The following is a 21613-nucleotide window of genomic DNA, read 5'->3' as shown; positions in this document are numbered from 1 at the left end:
TTATACTTAAATATTATTATCCGCAATTTTAATATTCAATAAAGGTTGTGTGGATGAAACATGGAAGAAACCCGAGTATTTATATTAACTGTGTGCTCCGTCCTCATTGCTGTGTCAGCCGCCTATGCATCACTGCGGTTGCTTCAGGGTTATGCAGGCAAGTCCCAGCGAGTCCGGGCCATGTACACCGGCATAGTCATTATTATAAACGGCTGCGGTATATGGGGGATGCATATCCTGGGACGCGTGCGCAGTCCACATACTGACGAAACCGGACAGAATCTAATTATCTCTTCGGCGGTTTACGCCATAACCATTGCTTTTCTAATGTTCCTGTGCTCCAGAATCATGCTGATTATGGCAGAAAGAGACCAGCTCAAGGAGCTGGCCTATAAGGATGCGTTGACAGGGCTGCTGAACAAGAATGGTATGGACCATTTTTGGGACCACTGTAAAGAAAATGAACAGATTGCGGTATTGTTTATCGACCTGAACCGTTTCAAGTCGATCAATGACAGGCTCGGCCATCATGTAGGTGATTTATTATTGGAGGCCGTTGGCGGCAAGCTGGCCCAGTTCTCTAGTAAGGGGCGGCGGCATATTTATCGGATCGGTGGAGACGAGTTCGTCATCATTGCCAAGCGCTACAGCCAGAAGGAAGCAGAGCAGCTCGCCGTCCGTATTCTGGAGAAGACCGCCAAAAAATATAGCCTGGAACAGCATAATCTGTTCGTATCAGCCAGTATAGGTATCACCATGAGCCACGGCAAGGTTGACCGCTACCGGCTTCTCAAGGAGGCTGACATCGCCATGTATAATGCAAAGCAGCTTGGAACCGGACGTTACTCCGTATATAAACCGGTCAGCAACACATTGAATGCCAAATAGGATGACATCTTAAAGATCAATCGGTGTGATAACACGGGTTTCTTTTGTTCAGGCACCCGGGGTTCGATAGGGACTGGCGGTACTCTTACGTCCCTTTATTAGCAGCAGGCAGAGCAGAGCCACCGCCATACTAAAGGCTGCGCAGTAGAACAGTACAGAATATCCTAGCAGATCAATTAATAGACCGAGAATTGGCGGAGATCCGACGGCAGCCAGGGAGGAGACCAGATAATACATTCCTGTCCGTGTGCCGATGCTCTCCTCTGTTCCTGTAGCAACGAGATATGGATAAGAGTTGATGTTGATGCAGGCCCAGAAGATGCCCCCCAGCACTAGCAGTCCCCGCAGTATAAGCAGATTCTCAGCCAAACCTACAAGCGCAAACACAGTCATCAGACCGCATACGCCGGTAATGATGACTTTTTTCTTGCCGAACCGCCCTCCCAGCCAGCCGCTGGGAATGGCGAAGAGTACAAAGGCCAGCGAGAAGAAGGTGAGTGAGAAGGAAGCTGCCTTTTCGCTAAGACCAAGGTGGTGTTTGCCATACAGCGTAAACAGCGTTTCCACCCCTTGGTAAGCAACGAACCAGAAGAAAATAGCAGCTAGCAGAAATAGGGTGGTCCGGTCCAATTGGCTTTTAAATGAGATGCGTCTAGCTTTGGCGGTGAGTGGTACAGAACTCGGTAGTAAGTTCTTTTCGCCGATAAGAGGGGGTTCGGTTGACGCTTCATCAGAAGGCATAGCTGTATCGTTCACCCGGTCCCGTTTCTCATTAATAAATCGTGATACAACTAGCAGACAGAGTAGTGTAATCAGTCCGGCCACAATAAAGGGCAACGTCGGGCTGGAATCATAAAGGATAGATCCCACACCAAAGGCCAGGATGGAGCCGATTCCACCCATGAAGTTGATTAGTCCGTTCGCCTTCGTCCGCTGGTTATCTGGTGTAATATCGGGCATCAGCGCCACAGTGGGCGAACGGTACAGGCTCATCGCCAGATTCATGAGCATCATGAAGAGTAGCAAGGTGAATAGTCCGGTGTGGAACGGAATCAGCATCGTCAATACAGCGGCCAGGGGCATGCCGATTAACAGATAGGGCATTCTGCGCCCATAGCGGGTCACTGTGCGGTCGCTGCGGTTACCGATCCACGGCTGCAGGAACAGCGCAAAGTAATTATCAATGGTCATCATAAAGCTGATCAGAGCTACACTGTGCACATACTTTTCCAGGAAAAAAGGAACAAACGCGTTATACAAGCTCCACGTAATGCTGATGCTGAAAAAGCCGAAGCCGAGCAGCCAGACCTTTTTCACCGTGTCACACTCCTTTGGCAGCCAGCAGTCCGGCCAGAATGTCAGGATGGTCCGTAATAATTCCGGCTACACCTGCATCGATCAGGTATTTCATCCGCTCAGGATCATTAACAGTGAACGGATGGTAGACGACGCCACGAGCCGCAGCTTCCGAAACGAATTCCGGCAGTACCGCGTAGTGGTTAGCGTGCAGCGCAGTGGCACCAAGTGTAGCGGCATAATCCCAAGGACGGTACAGGCCCTCCATGTACAGGATACCCGTGCGGATCTCCGGGGCCAAGGCGTGGAAATACGCAAGAGAGTAGTGATTAAAGCTCGAAATAACAACCCGTTCACTCATTCCCCATTCCCTGACAGCGGCAATCACTTTTTCCTCCATGTCAGGGTAAGGGAACACTCCGTTTTTAAGCTCAATATTGAGAATGGTGTCAGTCTTGTGGAGCAGCTCCAGGAGGTCTTCCAGCAGCGGCAGCGGTTCCCCTGCAAAGTCTTTTCCGAACCAGGAGCCGGCATCGAGGCTGAGCAGCTCGCGCAGTGTGTGATCCTTCACAGCACCGATGCCGCTTGTGGTGCGTTCCAGCGTTTCATCATGAATCAGAATAAGTGCGCCATCCTTGGACATTTGAACGTCAGTTTCGATCCCGGTTGCTCCCAACTCCAGGCTCTTGCGGAAGGCCGCCATCGTGTTCTCCGGGCAGACTGCGGATGCACCGCGGTGGGCAAAATTTATAATTGAAGTCATCGGTATACTGTCCCTCCAATGGTTTGTTTAGTGTGCCTGAGAGGTCAGGCTATCCCCATTCTATTTCCACATGCAGCAAAGAAACCCTGTCCGAAAAAGCCGGCAGGGCTCCAATTTCGCAAATTTAACGCAGCCATTACATCCCCTTGTTGTTTTTCAGCCATTCCAGCAGAGTAGCCACACTTTCTTCGGGGGATTGTTCTGCTGTATGCAAGGTTAGCTCCGGATGTTCCGGGATTTCGTAGGGATCAGTGATGCCTGTGAACAGGGGGATATCGCCACGGCGCGCCTTGGCGTATAGTCCCTTGACATCCCGTTCCTCGCATACCTGTAAAGGACAGTCCACATAGATCTCGGCGAAGCCTGACAGGGTCTGCCGGGCGTATTCCCGCATCTCGCGGTAAGGACTGATCACAGATACGATTGTGATTACGTCATGACGGTTCAGCAGCCCTGCGAGATAGACAGCGCGGCGGATATTCTCGAACCGGTCTTCACGGCTGAAGCCCAGGCCCTTGCAGACATGCTGCCGGAGGTCATCGCCATCCAGCCATTCGACAGGTTGGCCCAGCTCTTCCAGTACTGCCGTCAGTCTGGAGGCAATCGTTGATTTGCCGGCACCGGACAAGCCGGTTAGCCACAATGTAAATCCGGTATTCTTGTTCTCATTCATAGGTTCATATCTCCGTATGGGATTCGCTCCAGCAGCCCGGAGCCATAGATTTCCTGCAGCTCCAGATGGGGCATGTGGATGTAGCCAATATAGCAGTCGCAAACATTCATTCGGCAAGCCCGCTTGGCCGAGAGGCCTTCCAGTCCGTCCCGGTACAGGTTGCCGATTACACCCCGGTCTTTGTAGCAGCGTTTCACCAGCCCGGCTCCCTGGACATAGAAGACGGTGCTGCCAGCGCTGCAGAATTTACCGAGGCTTTCATAATCTGTTGCATTAATTTCGAAGTGCGGGTCTAACCCTCGCAGATAGGTCAGGTCTTCTGCCGTGTAGTAATTCGGGCGATCCTTGTAGGCATTGATCCACAAGTATACGTCCTCAGGCAAAGAGGTACGCAGTGAAGCTATAGCGGGAAAGGCACTGCGGACGCCCACACTGCCTACACTGAACGGAATTCCCTTATTGTAGAGTCTCATGCACTGGGCGAGAAAACGTTCTTCTTCCACTTGTCCGGGATGATAGGTTGCCCAGAATGCTACCTTGGCCGGGTCCAGCCCGGCGGTGAAATCCAATCTGGCCGACAGATTGGTCTGGATCGCCACCTTATCGACATGCTCCATACCTGCAAGGGTCGTGATGGCGTCCTTGTACCAGCGGTGAGTCAGGCCTTCACCGTACGGATTGAAGAAGATGGAAAGGCGGTGACCGGATTTTCCCTGATCGCCCGCCCATTGTACGAACCGCTCGACGCCCTCGCGGTCTTTGGCGAGTGTGGCGGCGCTATCCCGTGTTTTGCCGAAGGGGCAGTAAGGGCAGTCATAGTTACAGGAGGTGAGAGTGCCGCGGTAATAGAGAACGGCCTTCATGGGAGGACGAACCTTTCCATGCGCTCCCGGATGTCGGATGAAATAAACCAGTCACCAATAGAGTCAGAGTAGCCGAGGGCTTCGCCAGTCAGGCGTAGCACATCGTCTTCCACAAGGCCGAAGCCTGAGTCGGTAAGCAGCGCTAGCTCAGGAAAATCGCTCCACAGCAGGGTGCCGAAACGTTCCGTATACTGAGACATCTTCAAGCCCTCGCTGTGCAGAATAGCCTTCAGGATAAAGCGGCGTTTCTGTTCTTCCGGCTCCAGCACAATTCCGTAATCGGCGGTATCATAACGTTCTGCGGCCACATAATCGGCGATGATGCTCTCCGTAGCCTTGCGGCTGACTCCATAACGAGAGGCATAGTGTACGCCCCGGGTATAGGAGCGGGCTCCGCACCCCAGCCCCACCATCCCTTCTTCCTGGCAGCTGTAATCCAGAAGCGGCTTGTGACTTTCGGCTGTCTCCTTAGCGAAGCGGCGCATAGAATACTGACGGTACCCATGACGCTCAAGCAATTCGCGGGCAGCATTATAGCACTGTATCCGGATATCCTCCTGTCGGTCCAGATCGCCGGGTTTCACTATCGTGTGCTCACGGGTGTAGAGGGGATAGATGAAGATTTCACCTGGATTATAAGACAGCGTCTGGTTCAGCGAATACAGCCAAGTCTCTACGGTCTGACCTGGAAGTCCATAGATCAGATCGAGATTCAGAATTGGAAAATCATATCGCCCCAGCAGCTCCAGCGCCCGGTAGACAATGTCAGGGTCTTGAGGCCGGTAAATCGCTGCCGACTCTGAGGCGACGAAGCTTTGAATGCCCATGCTGACCCGGTCTACGTTTGCGTCTTTCAGAATTTCCAGTTTTTCTACAGTAAGGGTCTCTGGCGAAGTTTCTACCGAGATCGAGACTTTGTCTGTTGCGAGCCCCATGATGTCCGTGGCAATGTAGAACAGGCGGCGGAGCTGATCCGGGGCAAGTAAGGTCGGGGTGCCGCCGCCAATGGCAAACCGGGCATATGGCTTATGGGCCGTGAACGGCGCCCACTGCCGGGCTTGACGCTCCAGAGCATCCACATAGCGGGCGTGCACATCAGCCCGTTTGTCCGGCAGTGTGAACAGATTGCAGAACCCGCAGCGGGCACCGCAGAACGGGATATGCATGTATAGAAAGAACGATTCGGCAGGTTCGTCACGCCATAGTTCATTCAAGGGCAGCGGCGGTTCCAAATCACGGTAAGCCGTTTTATGCGGATAGGAATACAGATAAGAACGATAAGGATCAGCGGTAATTCCGCTTTTCCATTGCAGAAGCTCCTCCGATGAGGGGGACGGGCTAACGTCGCCATGGAGCAACCGGGGATGATACGATGACGCCATAGACTGTTCTCCATCCTTTCGGAATCCATTTGGTATCACAAAATAAATTCGCGGTATGGAACATTCCATACCGTCTCATGCGCGAGCCGGTGACCTTGATAGCCATCTTCGCCATAGGCTGTGCCATGGTCGGAGAAGGCCAGACAGAATGTCGGATTGCCGCGCTCACGGAAGGCCTGGAATAGACGGCCGAGTTCTCCATCGACGTAGCGGAGCGCAGCGCGCTGGCTGTCGACGGAGTCTTTTTTGGCTCCTGGCAGGAAATAATGGTTCGGTCCATGGATCGCGGATACGTTCAGGAACATGAATAACCGCTGTGACCGATCCACAGTATCCAGAATTTTAAGGGCATGATTCACCTGATGCTCTGTAGAACGGGGGTTCGTCACACCGAAGTTCATACGCCAGTAGCTTTGTTGAAAATAACCGGGCAGTACCCGGGCGAGCGGATTCTTCTTGGTGAAAAAAATAACGCCCCCGATACAAACCGTCCGGTAGCCTTCAGCCGCCAGTCCGGAGACGATGTCCGGTGTATCGAACAGCCAGGTATGGGGATGGGTCTTCATCCCGGTGTTCTTGGAATGGAACATGCGAATATGTTCCGACTTGTCTGTTGTTGCAGGCGTTGGCAGGAAGCCGCCGAAAAATGCGTGATGAGCCGCATAAGTGAAGCTTCCCGGCGTATGTCGTTTCTCCCATGATCCGGTTCCGCACAGGTTGGGACAATTCTCTTCCTCCAGAACGGCAGCATCATAACGTAGAGTATCGAGTGTAATCATTAGGATGTCATGGGTGCCAACAATAGTGTTCATATCTGTCATGATGATCCGTCCTTTATAAACGATGTTGAGGGAGGGAAGGCTGGGCTCTGTCAGCCAGCATCTTCATCTCCCATTCATAGGTACCGTAGCCGTGGTACTCCACATCATACAGCAGATCGCCGAATGGATTAACATCGGCAATATATGTGCGCTGCGGGTTGCCAGATACCAGTACATCCATCCCCGCGATTGCGGAGCCTGGAAAAGCAGCAAGTGCCTGCCTGGCAGTCTCCTGCACTTGTTCCAGCATCTCTTCGGATAGCCCGGCTTCGGTGGGTGTCATCCGCTGGCTGCGCAGATGCAGATTTGTGATCGGCGTCGTGCTGCAGCGGGCCACAGCATGGCAGGCCTCTCCGAAGACGACAAGCTGACGGATATCGAAGGATCGTCCGCCTTGACTAGCCTTGGGCACCCACTGCTCGGCATAGGCCCCGTGCCGATAGAGCCAGTTGATAATAGCTTCGATGGTTTTCCTGTCGGTATAGCGGCGCAGCTTGCCGGAATTATAATAGACTGGAGGCCGGGTAATGAAGGATTCTACCCCGACGGTTGTTATCGCCAGTTCCGCCCCAGCGGAAGGGTTCACCTGATAAGCGATCACGCCGGAAGCGGCAGAGCCGCAGGCCAGCTTGATGAACACACGGTGCATTCGTTCCGCGGCCATTTTCTCACGGAGCGAAGCATAGTCCACAGGGGGCTGAGTGCCACCGAGCGGGCGCGGCACGGGAACTCCCGCTGCTGCGAGAGTTCGCTGTGTCTCCCGCTTGTCGGTCATGGCGATAATCTCCGCCGGATCATTAAGCCATTCCGCGCCGGGCCAGGCCTCCGCCGCCTCGCGCTTCAACCTTCCCAGCAGTCGGCTGTAGCCGCGGAACCACTGGGAAGGATGGTGCAGCACGCCCGGCAAGTCCTGCAGCCGGAGCGCCGCCTTGACGCTGAGCGGCAGCGGGCCGAGCTGTCGCCGCTCAGCGCTCTGTGGCAGCGAATCGAGTTGTCGCTGCTCGGTGTTTGGCGGCAGCGAACCGAGTCGTCGCTGCTCGGTGTTTGGCGGCAGCGAATCGAGCTGTCGCTGCTCCATGTTCGGAGGCAGCGAATCGTGTCCGCGCTGCCCAGTGCCCGGCAGCAGCGAGCTCTGCTGCTGCCGCTCCAAGCCCGGATACAGCGCATCGCTGGCATCCGGGGCGTCCGGCGCGCCCAGGGCAATCAGGGCGCGCTCACTCTCGAAGCTGCCGCCTGGCGAATCCAGGCGCAGCAGCGGGGAAACGCTGCTCCTTCCGGCAGCGTCGGCTATTGCTGGCTGCTGCTCTGCCAGCAGCTCAGCTATATGCCGGCCCTGGAGCAGTCCGGCGTAGGGCAGGATGATGGCGGGCGGGAGGCCAAGCCTCTCCCTGGCCTGCCGGATGCCCTCGGTCCGCCGGTCGCCAGGATGGCCGATGACGATCAGCGGCTGCATCTCTGCGTTACTCCGTGATGGACGGATAACGCCAGTCCTCGTCATCATCGCTTTGCTGCTGGTCGCTGACATCGACAGGCAGTCCGCTCTGCTGCCAGCGGGCTACCATTTCATTAGACATATAATGATAGCTGAGATTCAGCGCTTTTAATTTCTTGATTCGATCACTGGCGAGCAGTGCTTCAGCACCGGTATCGCTTAAAGTGCCAAGGGACAGGTCGAGTGTGTCGAGCTGATCCAGAATTGGAGCATCTGCGATCGCTGCTGCGATCTCGTCCTGCATCTCGCTATTTTTCAATCCTAGATAGTTGAGCTTGGGGAACTTGCCGGGTTCAATCAGTGGGAGAATATCTTCCAGACTGCCGTCAAATCCGTATTCATCTACACCGAGGTACAGCTCTAGCTTGCGTAGATTCGGCAGACTGCTGCCGGCAATTTGCGCAAGAACATCCTTGCCCAGGCCGCCACAGATGATTCTCAGTTCCTCCAGCTTGTCATGCTTCAGATGGCTCAGGCTCAGATTATTCGAGCCTTGAATGGTGAAGGATTGCAGCTCCGGAAAGGCAGTGAGCAGCGGCGACAGATCACTTTGGGTAATCCACGAAATCTCGCATTCCTCAGAGTCCATCTCGCCGATGAACAGCTTACGAAGCAGTGGGAAGCTTGCACTGTGCTGGACAAGGGCCTCTACCACCTCTTCCGAGCTGTTCTCATAGGTCTGTCCCCAATCGCCAATAATCAGGCTGCTCAGTGCTGCACTTTCAGCGCTCTGGCTGAGCTTTTCAATCTCTTCACCAATCCGCTTACCCTCTTCGAATTCGTCGTAGCCAATCGTAAGCTTCACTTCAGTCATGATGTTCCCTCCCGGAAAAAGTTTTACTTCGAAACTACCCTATCATTTGGCGAAAGGGGAGTCAAATGACCAAAGACCCAGCAACGCTGCTTGCAGATCATCAGTTTTATCCTCATGAATAAACGGCAAGCCCCAACTCCCGGGGCTTGCCGTTTATTCATAAAATCGTGCTTCGTTATTGCTTTTTGTAGTACAACACTGTGGTGTGGAGTTCTCCATTCCCGGAGCGGGCAAAATACGGGATTCTGCCCGCCTCAATAAAACCGCGCGACTGGTAGAGCAGGTTGGAGGGATCACCCTCACGGGTATCCAGTGTCAACAGCTCACGGTCTTCTGCAGCAGCTGTAGCCTCGGCGGTATCCATGAGCCGCCCGGCAATGCCTTTTCTGCGATGATCCGGATGAACCATTAGTTTGGCGATCTCCGCACGGTGGAGCGCATTGGCCTTTCTAGCCAGCTGCAACTGGATCGTACCTGTAACGGTATCTCCTTCCCGCGCAATCCAGAGCAAGACACCGGGACCCAGGACACTCCGCCAATAATCCAAGGCTTCGGCTTTGTCTAATGGCGGGAGGAAGCCGATGGAGGCTCCATCATTCACAACGGAGATCAGCATTTCACTTAACCCAAGTTCAATTTCTGGAGTCAATGATTCCACTAGTGTGATTATAGGTTCGGTAGTCATGTGCGACCCATCCTTTCAATATGACGATGATGAAATATACTAATTGTCATTATACTGATGTGAACTATATTTACAATATAATTCGACAGTAGGGTGATTATGTTACATGTATGTAATATATAAAAGTTTACGAGGTAATTATTTACCTAATAAAGTCCTGAATTGATGTAAAATTGTAAAAGTTCCTTGGAACGCAGTACAATGAATGTAGATTATTGTAACTTATAGAGAGATTGGATAAAGCCATATTAGCAGTATTCATAAGGAAGACATGGATAGGGGGAAGAGTGACTATGCTATTGGAAGTGATTGCGACAACCTTAGGGGATGCTGTGACAGCCGAGCGTTTTGGTGCTGACCGCATAGAACTGATTGCAGGCATCGCTGAAGGCGGTTTAACGCCAAGCCTTGGCCTGATTGAGCAGGTGCGAGCGGCCGTAAACATCCCGGTCCGGGTAATGATTCGTCCGCATGCTCGCTCTTTTGTATATGATGAATCCGAGCTTAGAGTTATGCGCAGAGATATCCGTCACATTGCGTCGGTAGGCGGGTTGTCCATGGTGTTGGGGGTGTTGCACCCTGATGGTACCATTGATGAGCGGGCGCTGGCTTCGCTTTTGGAGGAGGCTCCTGGTGTGCCGGTTACCTTCCACCGGGCGTTTGATGAAGTGACCGACCAGTTGGAGGCTCTGGAGGTGTTGCTTGGATATCCACAGATTACGGATATCCTAACGTCCGGTGGCCGCCGGACAGCCCCGGAAGGGGCGGAACGGTTGGCCGTACTGGAGCGGCTGACTGTGGGGAAGCCGCTTCGTATTCTGGCCGGCAGCGGTTTGACCGCTAGTGGCCTAAGTGATTTTGTGCGCGACACAGGCGTGCGCCGTTTGCATTTTGGCTCCGCCGCTCGGAAGAACGGTGATCCGCTGCGCCCGGTGGACGCGGCGCGGGTCACCGAGATTCGCAGGATTCTGGGGTCATTGAAGTAGTCGATTTACCGAGCAGGATCTTGCAACAGCTTGGGCAGCCATGTCAGCAGCTTCTCCCTGGTCAGGGCATCGGAGGCGTTCCATTTAGCCCCGTCCAGCAAATAGACGAGGCCGTTTTGCACAGCCGGCAGGCTGGCCCACTCGGGACTTCGCAATAGCTCTTCCATGGCCAAACGGGAATCCTCCCGTTCGGGGATGAGCATGAAGATGCGGTCGCCTGTGTAGGCAGCCATGTCACCGGCTTCAATCTCGCCGAAGCCGAGATCCTGGTCCAGAATTTCCACTTTGATCCTGTCCACAGGCATAAAGCCGCCCGGCGCATAGAGCGCCGGGGCCAAACCGGAGCAACCCATGACAAACAGGCGGTTTCCATGGTCATGAATTAGAACAGAGGCCGTTTCACCCGGTTTCACCAGCTCTTCAACATACAGGCGCTGCCACAAGGCAGCGTTTTTTGTGTTGAAGCTGTCCAGCCAGGCTGCGGCCTCACCTTCTTTGCCTAGCCAGCTTCCCAGCAGACGGAGTCGATCCTGCAGCGAAGCAAATGAATTGAAGGCCAGCGTCGGCGCGATGGTGGAGATTCGGCTGTACTCTTGATCATTGGAATTGGCCAGAATGATCAGATCGGGACTCAGGGAGTCGGCTGCTTCGGCATCCATAGGGAAGCCGACATTGACCAGCTTTTTCAGTCGGTGCTTGTAGACCCGATTCCAGGAGAAGGCATCTTCTCCACCGATAGGCTTGATCCCCAGCGCCAGCAGATCGCCGATCGTCTCGCCGTGATAGATGATACGTTTCGGCTTCTCCGGAATTTCTACTTCATGACCAGTCCAGTCGGTTACCCGGCGTGTTGGGCGATGGGAATGGGCGTACTGACCCGGGGCGATCCCTGTTCTCTGCCGGAAGCGGCGATTGAAGTAATACTCATCAGCATAACCGACCTGGCGGGCAATTTCCCGTAGCGGTTCACCCGAGTGGAGTAGCAACTGCTTGGAGTGTTGAATGCGCAGATCAGTCAAATACTCTAACGGCTTGCTCCCGGTAAGGTTCTGGAAGATTGGGGTGTACTGCCAGATGGACATGCCGGCAATCTCGGACAGCTGCTTCACTGTAATGTTCTCCATATAGTGATCCTGCAAGTAACGTATCGTACGTTCAACAGATTGGGTAGGACTTTCAATGTCTTCAGAACGGAAATTGTACTCGAACAAGAACAGCAGTAGCTCCTGAAGTTTAAGATTCTGCTTCATACGACTGATCTCATCGGTATACGTACGTTCTGAGTATAATTCTTCCACAAGCCGGATCAGCTTGGAGAACGGATAGGCGACCAGTTCCCGTCGGCCTGTCAGCAACCGGCGGGAATACGCTACAGGTGAATTGTTTTCACTGGTATAAATGGATGTAAAACTAACCTCATAGTAATAGAGCGTTGACTCGTTGTCGCAGATTTGGAGAGACTCCCCGGGGGAGAGTAGGACGCATGCTTCTGTTCTTAGCATCACAGTCTCGTCGCCTGCTTGCAGCTCTCCTGTACCGCTGGTAAAGACGAGCAGAGTATACTGCTTAGCGGGTGCTGGCTGGGAGGATGTACCGGCAGTTTGCATTCTTAGTTCAACATCCGACAGTTGAAACAGTAAGGAATGTAGCGGCGCGGTAGGGGGTGTGGGGTGAAGCATAGGTAGTGTCCTCCTTAGTTCAGTGATAATCATTATCAATTATATCTATTGTATATAAAACAAAGAAGCCGATCAACAGATGTTGATCGGCTTCGAATCGTTTACTGCAGCGGTAACTCCGTTTTACTTTTCGGAAATCAGGTTCGGAATCTGCTGCAGGAGCCAATCTCTGGTGGAGGCGTCAGCAGATGTTTGCTCGATATCCTGGAAGTATACATATCCGTTTTTGACGGCAGGGAGGTTCTTCCACAGCTGGCTGCTAATCAGCTGTTCTGTGGATTTTTTGGCTTCGTCCGCTACCGGATTCAGGATGAAGATACGATCACCAGCGTATTCCTTAAGCAGCTCCATGGATATTTCCTCGAAGCCTTTCTTATCATCCAGTACCTTCTGGATTAATGGAGTTGGCTTAAAGCCATTCTCCTCATACAACACCTGTGAAAGTCCTGTAGTGGCCATAACAAACAGGCGGTCGCCAGGGTAATACGTGAAGACCGATGCGGTCTCACCTGGCTTCATGCCGGAAGCTTTAAGCTGTTCCCACATCGCTGCTTCCTTAACCTTGTACTGGGCCAGCCAGGATTCGGCTTCTTTTGTTTTACCAAGGATTGTTCCAAGCTCCAGCATCCGTTCCTTCAGCGGTGCAAAGGTATCGAAGATGACGGTAGGGGCGATTTTGGACAACGCTTCAAAATCTGCTTCATCCGTAACGGAGTAAATGATCAAGTCGGGTTGCAGATCAAGTGTCTTCTCCAGGCTGATGGGTAAGCCAACATCCTCTACGCCTTGAACCTTATCCTCATAAATTTGGTTCTCATACAATACTTTGGCCGCGCCAATGGCTTGTACACCCAGAGTCAGCAGGTCGCCGTAAGTCTCCCCGAAGAAGACAATTTTCTGCGGGTTATCTGGAATTTCTACAGTATGTCCTCTGTAATCTGTATACGAATGGGTACCCCCAGTCTTTGTAGCCGTATCGCTTGTAGCTTCTGGTGACGAAGATGCCTCTGCAGTGGTGTTACTAGTGCTGGCATTGTTCCCTTTGTTATTGCTGACCTGTGGCTCGTTCTTACTGCTGCAGGCGAGCAGCAGCGTGCCCATCAGTACGATCATGCATACTACGGCTATGGATTGTCTAACTTGCTTCATTATAGTTTGTCCCCCCATATAGATATAAGACCATCACCAATAATGATAATCATTCTCGATAAAAATTATCATAAAGGAATGTGCTTCATGACTCAATGGACAAACCTAAAGCGAACAATTGGTTTTGTGCAAAAACAGTAGGAATGAGTCGCTTAAACAAAGAAAATGAACAATACAAACAGTGAACATGAACAACTCAAAAAACTGTTAATAACATATTGATAATAACAAAATGTCATGGTATTATATTGTTAATAACAAAATGTTAATAACGAAAGAGTTAACAACAGGAGGTTTTGTCCATGTTCGGATTCAGATTTGTGAAATTCCAGCCTAGTGAATATGTACTGAAGGTGAAGAACGGCAAAGTCGTCCGTGAAGGTATCGGTCTTTCTTTTCATTATTATGCGCCTACGACCTCGGTGGTTGTTGTTCCGGTATCGTCGATAGATGTTCCGTTTATATTCGAGGAAATTACCCATGACTATCAGACTGTGACTGTACAGGGGCAGCTGACTTATCGGATCGTCGATTACCGTAAAACAACGCAAATTTTGAATTATACCTATAATCTGAAAAAAAATACGTACCTCTCCGATGATCCCGGCAAGCTGGCCCAGCGGGTCATTAATATCGCCAAAGTACTGACGAAGAAGCAAATGGAGCAGCTTCCGCTCAGGGATGCCATTCAATCCAGTGAACGCCTGGCCCGGAGCATCACACAGGAAATCGCCAGGAATGAAGAGATTGAGAAGCTGGGTATTGAACTAATGGGCTTATCGATTCTGGCCATCGTGCCGAATAAGGAGACATTGCGGGCGCTGGAAGCGCAGGCCAGAGAAGAAATTCTGCGCGATGCCGACAATGCGCTGTACGAGCGGCGCAATGCTTCGATTGAACAAGAGAGACGGGTTAAGGAGAATGAGCTGAGCACCGAGATCGCTGTAGAGACGAAGAAAAAACAGATCCGCGAGACGCAGCTGGACGCCGAGCGCGCGGTGAAGCAGAAGCAGAATCAGATGAAGGAAGAACAGCTCAGCTTCGATACGGCACTGGAAGAGAAGAAGCAGGAGCTAATTGAACTGGCTATTGCCAATAAAAAAGCAGAAGCAGATGCCCGTGCCTATGAGCTGTCGGCCATTATGAACTCGCTGCAAAATGTGGCACCGAATGTGCTACAGGCTTTGACCCAGGTGGGCATGAATCCGGAGAAGCTGATCGCCATCGCGTTTCAGGATCTGGCCGGCAACGCCGGAAAGATCGGGCAGCTTAATATCACGCCTGATCTGCTGCAAGGACTGATTGCGAAGCCTGACGGCATCGCAGCGCCAGCGGGCAGAGGGGCGGGCGGCCGATGAGTGGAGCAAGATCGGAGAACAAGATTGTTTTGGTGAAACGCAAGACCCGGCTGGAGGAGCTGGTCGTCCGCTATAATACGATCCAGCAAGCCCAATTCTATATCGAGCGGCTTGGGGCAGACTTCAGTGACTATGTGTCTGAGGACTTTCATTATAGGGCAGCCGTGGAACAAGCCGTAATTGAGCTTGGCGCATTGGGGCGGGTGCAGGTGCTGGACCGCCAGCATGTCCCGAACTTTATCTTTGGAGAAGAGGATACAGTGGTGGCTGTCGGGCAGGATGGACTTGTCGCTAATATCCTCAAATATCTGAACGGCCAGCCGCTGGTTGGGGTCAACCCCGACCCAGGCCGTTGGGACGGAGTGCTATTGCCCTTTACGGTCAAGGATCTGAAACTGATCATTCCAGATGTACTTCGCGGCAGACGTCAGCTGACAGAAGTAACACTAGCCAAGGCTCAGCTTAACGATGGGCAAAGTCTCTACGGCGTCAACGATCTGTTCATTGGCCGAAATACACATGTGTCCGCCCGTTACCAGTTGCAGGTTAGCGGGCAGACAGAGCAGCAATCCTCCAGCGGGGTTATCGTATCGACTGGGCTTGGCTCGACTGGCTGGCTCAAAAGCGTGCTGGCTGGGGCTGCTGGTATATCGAAGAGGGCGGCAGAAATGAAGGTGATGTCTATGTTGGAAGATACGGATAGCAGCAGAGGTAATGCTGCTACAGGAACTCAGGATCCGCCGGAAGTCAGGCTGCCCTGGGATCATTCCAAGCTGTATTTCACGGTAAGAGAGCCATTTCCCAGCAGAGCCACCTCTGCCGAATTGGTTTTTGGACAGATTGGTGAGGAGAGTCCGCTGCGCATCACTTCGCAGATGCCGGAGAACGGGGTAATCTTCAGTGACGGTGTGGAGAGTGACTTTCTGGAGTTCAACTCCGGAGTGGAGGCAACGATTAGTCTGGCCGAGAAGAGAGGCCGATTGGTTATATAGTAAAAGGCCTTATGAAGGCCGGCAGGTCGGTGGGTTAGCAGGTCGGCAGATCGGCTGACCAGATGATCAGCATTAGAAAAAGGCGGACGGTGACCCGTTCGCCTCTTTTTTACCATGGTATGCTGCTTATTGATAGCTTCTGTTGTTGTTTGGCATGGAATTGTTCGGCATGGAATGGTTCATACCGGAACTGTAACCTGTGTTATATCCGGAATGATTCGAAAACCCTGAATTGTTACCCATGCTACTGCTTGATTGCATTGGAGAATGCTGTGATGTATGCATAGGTTGCTGCTGGTTAAACGACGGGTTATAAGACGGGGTGAAGGATGGAGTGTAGCTTGGCATTGAAGTGTTGTAGCTGCTGGTCTGTGCACTGCTCTCAAGCTGTCTACAGATCTGAGAGATCTGCTGCATTTGCTGGATGGCCGTTTGATGACCTTGCAGGGCACTTTGAATCATTTGGGCAGCTTTATGTTCACGCTGGGCAATTTCTTCAAGTCTTACTGCATTTTGCTGCTCCTGTTGCAGCAGCTGTTGGTAGTTTTGGCTTGCTTGTTGCGTTTGGTTCACGAGTTGCTGAATAATTTGCTCACATTGGTTGATTTGGCTGGAAAGATTTGAATTCAATTGGGTAGCCTCCTTGGCGGGTTCGGTTTATAATGCGCTTTTATTATGACTTGCAGCAATTTGGATTATTCTGTAGCCCCATTATTTACTAGCCCTGTGGTGCCGGATTGGTGGACGGTTATGTTATCGCATTTGTTTCGGGAAAGAAACGGTAGATCCAACGTGGACAAGGGTAACGAAATAGGTACAGGTCGTGGTGCAACAATTACGGCTGGTTTTCGTATGTAAATAAAAGTGTTTCATCTGGAAACACTCAACGACTTGTCGGAGGTGCATACATGAATTTTTGTTTGACGGAAGGCCCTTTGCGGCTTTCCCTGAAGCGGACCCTTGGGCTTATGCTTGTGCTCGGGCTGCTGTTCACAGCCTGCATAGGGGGCGTGGCGGAAGCATCCGCCAGCACGGACCTGCTGATTGTGAACAAGAAAACCAACAAGCTGGCGTATTTCAGCGGTGGGAAGCTGGAGAAGACTTTCCCGGTAGCTACAGGTAAGACCAAAGCTTTAACCCCGGAAGGCAGCTTCAAGATTGTTGTCAAAATCCAGAACAGACCCTATTATAAAGATAAGATTCCTGGAGGAGATCCTTCTAATCCGCTGGGCGACCGCTGGCTGGGGCTGGAAGTAAACGGGACGAAAGGCACTACTTATGCGATACATGGCAATAATAACGAATCATCTATCGGAAAATATGTAAGTGCCGGATGCATCCGCATGCATAATGAAGATATTCGCTGGTTGTATCCTCGGATCTCCAAGAATACTACAGTTGTTATTATTTCGACTTCTGCCGATATGGAGAGCATTGCGGTCAATCATGGATACGCTGTAGGGAAGACCATTGTTCCCGGAACGTTCATCGTAGGCGGGGTTTCCACGAAATTGCAAGAACCGTTTGTCGTTGAACAATCCCGGGTCTACGTTCCGTTAAAGGAATTGGTCACTCTGAGCGGAGGAACGATGAACCGTAACGCCGGAACAGGTGAGCTGACCATAGCAATCGGGAACCGTTCGGTGACGCATAAGCCATTGTCTGATAAGGCTGTAGTTAATGGTACGAGTGTTACTATGCTGCCCTCCCGGAATGTGAATGACCGTCTGTTGATTCCACTCAGCAGCGTGCCCGCATTGTTCGGGATCAATGTGAAATGGAATCCACAGCAGCAGTCGGTAACGCTTTTGAAATAATAACGAACTTATTTTCTATTATTAATATTATGAAAGCAGGATCGGATTACGATGAAGATTATTCCTTATGAAGCACAAGCGCATGAACAACTAGTGGAGATTTGGCTGCAGGCTGTGCGGGCTACACATCATTTTTTGACGGAGGAGGACATTCAGTTCTTCCATGGAATGGTGCGTGATGAAGCGCTGACCAGCGTGGAAGTGTGGATGGCAGTAGACGAGGCTGGGAAACCGACGGGTTTTATCGGCCTGGATGGACCGAAGGTAGAGATGCTGTTCGTGGACCCTAAGGTGCATGGTCAGGGAATTGGCAAGGGATTGTTAAATAAGGCAATCAGCCTGAAGGGTGACAAGCTACAGGTAGATGTCAATGAGCAAAATCCAGGTGCCTGTGCTTTTTACACTAAGTTCGGTTTTGTGCAGCAGAGCCGTTCGGAGCTGGATCCTTCCGGTAAACCATTCCCTATTCTCCATATGAGCCTGTAGATTGCTGATTATCTGTTCTATAAAGCAAGAAGCCGGGAGCCTTCGTTTACACGAAGACTTGCCGGCTTTTTTGGTCTCTTTGACAGCAGAGAGCTGTTCATCACGCCTCGTTCTAGCTCCTGTAAGACATATTACACAATAGGCAAGACCTTATATACATGTCTATATACAGTGTCTTTGAAATGATTGAATTCATCTTCATTTATAGGACGGCCATGACTCATGATCTTCAAAGGCAAATCATCCTGACCCTCTCTGAGCGGTGGCTGCATATAGTCATACGTATTTAGACAGAAGCCCAAACGTTCATAAAAACCGATTCTTCTGCGGGACCATTCATCAGCCGGTGGTTCCACCTCAAGCAGTACCGGTATTTCCGATGCTGCGATGTAGGCGCGCATGAGCTTGTCCCCTGCACCTTTGCCCCGAGCAGCCGGATCGACGGCGATATGCTCCACAAAGCGGAATTCGGGAAACTCCCACACACCCATAAACGCTATAACGCTACCCGTGTCATTCTTGTCTGTAATGAGGCGGTAACGTGGATGATTCAGTAGAGCCTCCTGTGCTTCACGTGTTCTGAATTCCGAAATTGGGAACGAAGCCTCCATAATGGTAAAGACCTCTTGAAATGAATGTTGCAAGCTACTCAAAATCTCACTCTCCTATGTCTAAGCTGGTTAAGATGTCGCAAGAACCCAATAGGGTGCATTATTCTTCTTTTGCTCCAGCCACGGTTATCTAGTTAGGTTAATCAAAATATAAACTATATTATTCCTATGGTACCCATACATACTGAAAGGCGTCAAGAATAGAACCGGATAAGCTCATTTGAACACTAGCCCGTAAGGTGAATCCCTTTGAATAAAAGTGGTCTTTTTATGGGTTATTTGCTTTTCAATCGGATTAATCGGAAATTGCTATGAAAATAATCATAAATATTTTTGTTTATAGGTCGAATTCGTGAAGGAATTTCGGTTTTTTTGTCGAAATATAGGATTGATTTAACAAAGTCTAGTTTGTTTTGATTTTCATTCATGAGAGGAAGGAGTATGCGGCTTCTTTACTAATTATATTTTTTCGAAAAAAATATTGGGGGTTACCTTATGGGAGAAGGCTTCACGGCATCAAGGTTAGCGAAAATAGGCCTGTTGTTATTCAGTATATTTATTCTTTACAGCATTCATCCCTCCGCTTCATTCGCAGCAGGTGCTGCACCCGACACCTTTATTACCAAGAGCAAATCAGATTTGCCCAGTTCAGCGATGACCAATATTGCTTACGGCAATAATCTGTATATTGCAGTCGGCTACTATGGTGCAATTATCAAATCGACGGACGCAGAAAACTGGAGTAATGTAAAAACGCAGGCGGATGTTAATTACACCGGCGTGGGCAATCCCAGCTCTTTTGTCTTTTACGGAGCAGCTTATGGAAGTGGAAAGTTCGTTGTTACCGGAAATGAGGGTGTGATACTCACCTCTACAGATGGTACGAACTGGACACAACGGACTTCAGGTGTGACCAAAACAATCACGAATGTGAAGTACCTGGATCATAATGGGGTCTCTGCATTTTATGCGCTAACGGAAGGCAAGCTGCTGAAGTCCGCTGATGGGATCACATGGACCGCAGTTGTGCCAACAGGTTTGAATGCTACGACAGCGCTAACACAAATCACCGTAGGCAATAATGGTAACCGCCTTGCAGTTGGTGATACTTCAGGATTCATTTACTCTACAACCAATGGTACGACATGGACGTCTGCACGTCCGGTGAATCCAGAGGGCAACCCCTCTATCGGTACCAATATGCTGGTTTGGATGAAAGACCAGTACTACATTTCAGACCCTTGGGGTTATATGTGGACGTCTACAAATTTGTCTGCATTTACGCTAGCGGGTGCTCCGTTTAAACAAAACTCCTCACAAGTAAATAATCAGATGTTCAATGGATTCTACGATGGCACCCAATATTATTTGTTTGGCTTTCAAGCTCCTTATGGTTATGGGGCGGTTTACACGTCTACAGACGGTAACTCATGGACCATGCAGCCCTATAACAATTTTTTCGTGACTCAAAGTTCATCCTTCCTCAACGGGAAGTATTTCCGTCTTGGCAATGAGGGGCTTATGGTTTCTTCCAACGGCTCCGATTGGAGCTACAAGTGGGGCGGAACTTATAATGAAGTCATTCATGACGGCTCGAAGTATATTGCAGTGGGTAAACAAGGAAGCGACGGGGCAATATGGACCTCGAGTGATCTGACTTCCTGGAACCCGGCAAGTGTGTCGGCAAGAGCTAACAGTTTTAATGCCGTTGCTTACGGTAATGGTAAATACGTTGCTGTAGGCGACTGGAACCAGGATAAAACCACAGTTGCAACTTCCGCGAACGGTTCCGCCTGGACGGTGCAGACGGGTGTTACGGACTCTACTCTTTTTTCAGATATCGCTTTTGGAAATGGCAAGTTCGTAGCGGTAGGTACGAAGGGGTACACGACTCCTTCTCTTAAAACATCAGCAGATGGTGTCACATGGAGTGATCCTGTCGTGCCAAATCAAGCTATTCAGGCGTTGTTCTCTGTGACTTTCACCAACAATCAATTTATTGCGCTGGGTTACTCCTACGATAACTCCGCTAATGTGAACGGATTGAGCATTTGGACATCCCCGGACGGCACCGACTGGACCAATCGCTCTAGTAGCTATCCGAACCAGACGGATGCTATCAGTGATATTCTCTATGACGGCACCAAATATATTTTGCTAGGCTATGATCCCTCATATAAAATGTTCTCCCGTACCAGTACGGATCTGGCCACCTGGTCTGCGCCAACGGTAATAGGGAATGACTCCTTATTCGGTTTGACACCGGTATTGGGGGCAAAAGGGAATAATATCTATGCACTTGGTGCAGTTTCCGGTACCTATAAACCAGAAGTCTATTATTCCAATGATCAGGGAACGACTTGGCAGAATGCCAACGTTGATTTAACAGATGCACAAGCGTATTCTCTGATGTCTGTGAATGGTCAAGTGATCATCTCCGGCAATTCACAATTGGTGCTGACCACGTCCTCACCTGTATCATCCACCATCAGCCCGGACACCGCCAACTTTGACAAGAATGTTGCAGTACAAGCGGATGTAACAACTGCGCTAACGTTGAATGGCAACACGCTAACCAGCATCAAGAATGGTGCAGCAGCATTAGTGGACGGCACAGATTATACGGTTACAGGCAACACAGTGACAATTGAAAAATCGTATTTAGCGACGCAAACGGTTGGTACGACAACACTAACCTTTGAATTCAGCGCAGGCAACCCACAGACACTGGCAATCACAGTGAGCGATACTACGCCGAAGAATAGTGAGCTAAGCACAAACACCGCTAACTTCGATAAGAAAGCTTCTGCACAAGCAGATGTGAGCGTAACGCTGACGCTGAAAGGCAACACGTTATC

The 21613-nt window shown here is 50.9% G+C and carries 20 protein-coding genes; 7 read left to right on the top strand and 13 right to left on the bottom strand.

Annotated features, from left to right (window positions below; all coding sequences use genetic code 11):
• Window positions 1–60 precede the first annotated feature (60 nt).
• The gene (locus ACFRAM_RS19085) at window positions 61–888 is read left to right on the top strand and encodes a diguanylate cyclase domain-containing protein (protein ID WP_379467204.1); all 828 of its coding nucleotides are present in this window, start codon (window positions 61–63) and stop codon (window positions 886–888) included.
• Between the two features lie 48 nt (window positions 889–936).
• Here the strand turns inward: ACFRAM_RS19085 and ACFRAM_RS19080 are convergent, their stop codons facing one another.
• The 9 genes from ACFRAM_RS19080 to ACFRAM_RS19040 form a co-directional block, all read right to left on the bottom strand.
• Complete coding sequence (locus tag ACFRAM_RS19080) at window positions 937–2205, bottom strand: SLC45 family MFS transporter (RefSeq protein WP_379467203.1); 1269 nt, start codon at window positions 2203–2205, stop codon at window positions 937–939.
• A gap of 4 nt (window positions 2206–2209) precedes the next feature.
• Window positions 2210–2947, bottom strand: a complete 738-nt coding sequence (locus tag ACFRAM_RS19075) for a glycerophosphodiester phosphodiesterase (protein ID WP_379467202.1) — start codon at window positions 2945–2947, stop codon at window positions 2210–2212.
• Window positions 2948–3083: 136 nt separating this feature from the next.
• Window positions 3084–3620 carry an adenylyl-sulfate kinase gene (cysC, locus tag ACFRAM_RS19070; RefSeq protein ID WP_379467201.1) on the bottom strand — a complete coding sequence of 179 codons (537 nt, stop codon included), beginning with the start codon at window positions 3618–3620 and terminating at the stop codon, window positions 3084–3086.
• A complete protein-coding gene (locus tag ACFRAM_RS19065) occupies window positions 3617–4483 on the bottom strand; it encodes an STM4011 family radical SAM protein (RefSeq protein WP_379467200.1) in 867 nt (288 codons plus the stop codon). The genes cysC and ACFRAM_RS19065 overlap by 4 nt, the downstream gene beginning before the upstream one ends.
• Window positions 4480–5865, bottom strand: coding sequence for an STM4012 family radical SAM protein (locus ACFRAM_RS19060; protein ID WP_379467199.1), 1386 nt, complete (start codon window positions 5863–5865; stop codon window positions 4480–4482). Before ACFRAM_RS19060 ends, ACFRAM_RS19065 begins: the two co-directional genes overlap by 4 nt.
• A gap of 35 nt (window positions 5866–5900) precedes the next feature.
• Window positions 5901–6686, bottom strand: coding sequence for an STM4013/SEN3800 family hydrolase (locus ACFRAM_RS19055; protein WP_175373977.1), 786 nt, complete (start codon window positions 6684–6686; stop codon window positions 5901–5903).
• Window positions 6687–6699: 13 nt separating this feature from the next.
• On the bottom strand, window positions 6700–8187 hold the full coding sequence (locus ACFRAM_RS19050) for an STM4014 family protein (protein WP_379467198.1): 1488 nt from the start codon (window positions 8185–8187) through the stop codon (window positions 6700–6702).
• Window positions 8147–8992, bottom strand: a complete 846-nt coding sequence (locus ACFRAM_RS19045) for an STM4015 family protein (protein WP_175373978.1) — start codon at window positions 8990–8992, stop codon at window positions 8147–8149. Before ACFRAM_RS19045 ends, ACFRAM_RS19050 begins: the two co-directional genes overlap by 41 nt.
• Before the next feature lie 175 nt (window positions 8993–9167).
• A complete protein-coding gene (locus tag ACFRAM_RS19040; protein WP_379467197.1) occupies window positions 9168–9677 on the bottom strand; it encodes a GNAT family N-acetyltransferase in 510 nt (169 codons plus the stop codon).
• A gap of 293 nt (window positions 9678–9970) precedes the next feature.
• Here ACFRAM_RS19040 and ACFRAM_RS19035 point away from each other — a divergent pair, with 293 nt between their 5' ends.
• Window positions 9971–10663 carry a copper homeostasis protein CutC gene (locus ACFRAM_RS19035; protein ID WP_379467401.1) on the top strand — a complete coding sequence of 231 codons (693 nt, stop codon included), beginning with the start codon at window positions 9971–9973 and terminating at the stop codon, window positions 10661–10663.
• A 5-nt stretch (window positions 10664–10668) separates the two neighbouring features.
• Here ACFRAM_RS19035 and ACFRAM_RS19030 read toward each other — a convergent pair whose 3' ends face one another.
• Complete coding sequence (locus ACFRAM_RS19030; RefSeq protein ID WP_379467196.1) at window positions 10669–12342, bottom strand: helix-turn-helix domain-containing protein; 1674 nt, start codon at window positions 12340–12342, stop codon at window positions 10669–10671.
• A 123-nt stretch (window positions 12343–12465) separates the two neighbouring features.
• Complete coding sequence (locus ACFRAM_RS19025) at window positions 12466–13491, bottom strand: ABC transporter substrate-binding protein (protein ID WP_379467195.1); 1026 nt, start codon at window positions 13489–13491, stop codon at window positions 12466–12468.
• Window positions 13492–13793: 302 nt separating this feature from the next.
• Between ACFRAM_RS19025 and ACFRAM_RS19020 the strand changes: the two genes are divergently transcribed.
• A complete protein-coding gene (locus tag ACFRAM_RS19020; protein WP_379467194.1) occupies window positions 13794–14849 on the top strand; it encodes an SPFH domain-containing protein in 1056 nt (351 codons plus the stop codon).
• The gene (locus tag ACFRAM_RS19015) at window positions 14846–15841 is read left to right on the top strand and encodes a diacylglycerol kinase catalytic domain-containing protein (protein WP_379467193.1); all 996 of its coding nucleotides are present in this window, start codon (window positions 14846–14848) and stop codon (window positions 15839–15841) included. The genes ACFRAM_RS19020 and ACFRAM_RS19015 overlap by 4 nt, the downstream gene beginning before the upstream one ends.
• 126 nt (window positions 15842–15967) lie before the next feature.
• Here ACFRAM_RS19015 and ACFRAM_RS19010 read toward each other — a convergent pair whose 3' ends face one another.
• On the bottom strand, window positions 15968–16471 hold the full coding sequence (locus ACFRAM_RS19010) for a hypothetical protein (RefSeq protein ID WP_379467192.1): 504 nt from the start codon (window positions 16469–16471) through the stop codon (window positions 15968–15970).
• A 278-nt stretch (window positions 16472–16749) separates the two neighbouring features.
• Between ACFRAM_RS19010 and ACFRAM_RS19005 the strand changes: the two genes are divergently transcribed.
• Window positions 16750–17658 (top strand): L,D-transpeptidase family protein, encoded by a 909-nt coding sequence (locus ACFRAM_RS19005; protein ID WP_379467191.1) that lies wholly within the window; start codon window positions 16750–16752, stop codon window positions 17656–17658.
• A gap of 45 nt (window positions 17659–17703) precedes the next feature.
• Window positions 17704–18144 carry an acetyltransferase gene (locus tag ACFRAM_RS19000; RefSeq protein ID WP_379467399.1) on the top strand — a complete coding sequence of 147 codons (441 nt, stop codon included), beginning with the start codon at window positions 17704–17706 and terminating at the stop codon, window positions 18142–18144.
• A gap of 131 nt (window positions 18145–18275) precedes the next feature.
• On the opposite strand, the gene ACFRAM_RS18995 is transcribed toward ACFRAM_RS19000, so the two are convergent.
• Window positions 18276–18755: a GNAT family N-acetyltransferase gene (locus ACFRAM_RS18995; RefSeq protein ID WP_379467397.1), complete on the bottom strand. Its 480-nt coding sequence runs from the start codon at window positions 18753–18755 to the stop codon at window positions 18276–18278.
• Between the two features lie 495 nt (window positions 18756–19250).
• Between ACFRAM_RS18995 and ACFRAM_RS18990 the strand changes: the two genes are divergently transcribed.
• A partial coding sequence (locus ACFRAM_RS18990) for a X2-like carbohydrate binding domain-containing protein (RefSeq protein ID WP_379467190.1) occupies window positions 19251–21613 on the top strand: 2363 nt, incomplete at its 3' end.

This window comes from Paenibacillus sp. NPDC056722, assembly GCF_042790635.1.
Lineage (GTDB): Bacteria > Bacillota > Bacilli > Paenibacillales > Paenibacillaceae > Paenibacillus_AQ > Paenibacillus_AQ agri.
This window is presented reverse-complemented; position numbering and strand designations above follow the sequence as displayed.

What these genes read in the sequence shown, in the direction of transcription:
- ACFRAM_RS19085 (WP_379467204.1), top strand. Translation starts at nt 61, where the DNA reads ATGGAAGAAACCCGAGTATTTATATTAACTGTGTGCTCCGTCCTCATT.
- ACFRAM_RS19075 (WP_379467202.1), bottom strand. Translation starts at nt 2,947, where the DNA reads ATGACTTCAATTATAAATTTTGCCCACCGCGGTGCATCCGCAGTCTGC.
- cysC (WP_379467201.1), bottom strand. Translation starts at nt 3,620, where the DNA reads ATGAATGAGAACAAGAATACCGGATTTACATTGTGGCTAACCGGCTTG.
- ACFRAM_RS19065 (WP_379467200.1), bottom strand. Translation starts at nt 4,483, where the DNA reads ATGAAGGCCGTTCTCTATTACCGCGGCACTCTCACCTCCTGTAACTAT.
- ACFRAM_RS19060 (WP_379467199.1), bottom strand. Translation starts at nt 5,865, where the DNA reads ATGGCGTCATCGTATCATCCCCGGTTGCTCCATGGCGACGTTAGCCCG.
- ACFRAM_RS19055 (WP_175373977.1), bottom strand. Translation starts at nt 6,686, where the DNA reads ATGACAGATATGAACACTATTGTTGGCACCCATGACATCCTAATGATT.
- ACFRAM_RS19050 (WP_379467198.1), bottom strand. Translation starts at nt 8,187, where the DNA reads ATGATGACGAGGACTGGCGTTATCCGTCCATCACGGAGTAACGCAGAG.
- ACFRAM_RS19045 (WP_175373978.1), bottom strand. Translation starts at nt 8,992, where the DNA reads ATGACTGAAGTGAAGCTTACGATTGGCTACGACGAATTCGAAGAGGGT.
- ACFRAM_RS19040 (WP_379467197.1), bottom strand. Translation starts at nt 9,677, where the DNA reads ATGACTACCGAACCTATAATCACACTAGTGGAATCATTGACTCCAGAA.
- ACFRAM_RS19035 (WP_379467401.1), top strand. Translation starts at nt 9,971, where the DNA reads ATGCTATTGGAAGTGATTGCGACAACCTTAGGGGATGCTGTGACAGCC.
- ACFRAM_RS19030 (WP_379467196.1), bottom strand. Translation starts at nt 12,342, where the DNA reads ATGCTTCACCCCACACCCCCTACCGCGCCGCTACATTCCTTACTGTTT.
- ACFRAM_RS19025 (WP_379467195.1), bottom strand. Translation starts at nt 13,491, where the DNA reads ATGAAGCAAGTTAGACAATCCATAGCCGTAGTATGCATGATCGTACTG.
- ACFRAM_RS19020 (WP_379467194.1), top strand. Translation starts at nt 13,794, where the DNA reads ATGTTCGGATTCAGATTTGTGAAATTCCAGCCTAGTGAATATGTACTG.
- ACFRAM_RS19015 (WP_379467193.1), top strand. Translation starts at nt 14,846, where the DNA reads ATGAGTGGAGCAAGATCGGAGAACAAGATTGTTTTGGTGAAACGCAAG.
- ACFRAM_RS19005 (WP_379467191.1), top strand. Translation starts at nt 16,750, where the DNA reads ATGAATTTTTGTTTGACGGAAGGCCCTTTGCGGCTTTCCCTGAAGCGG.
- ACFRAM_RS18995 (WP_379467397.1), bottom strand. Translation starts at nt 18,755, where the DNA reads ATGGAGGCTTCGTTCCCAATTTCGGAATTCAGAACACGTGAAGCACAG.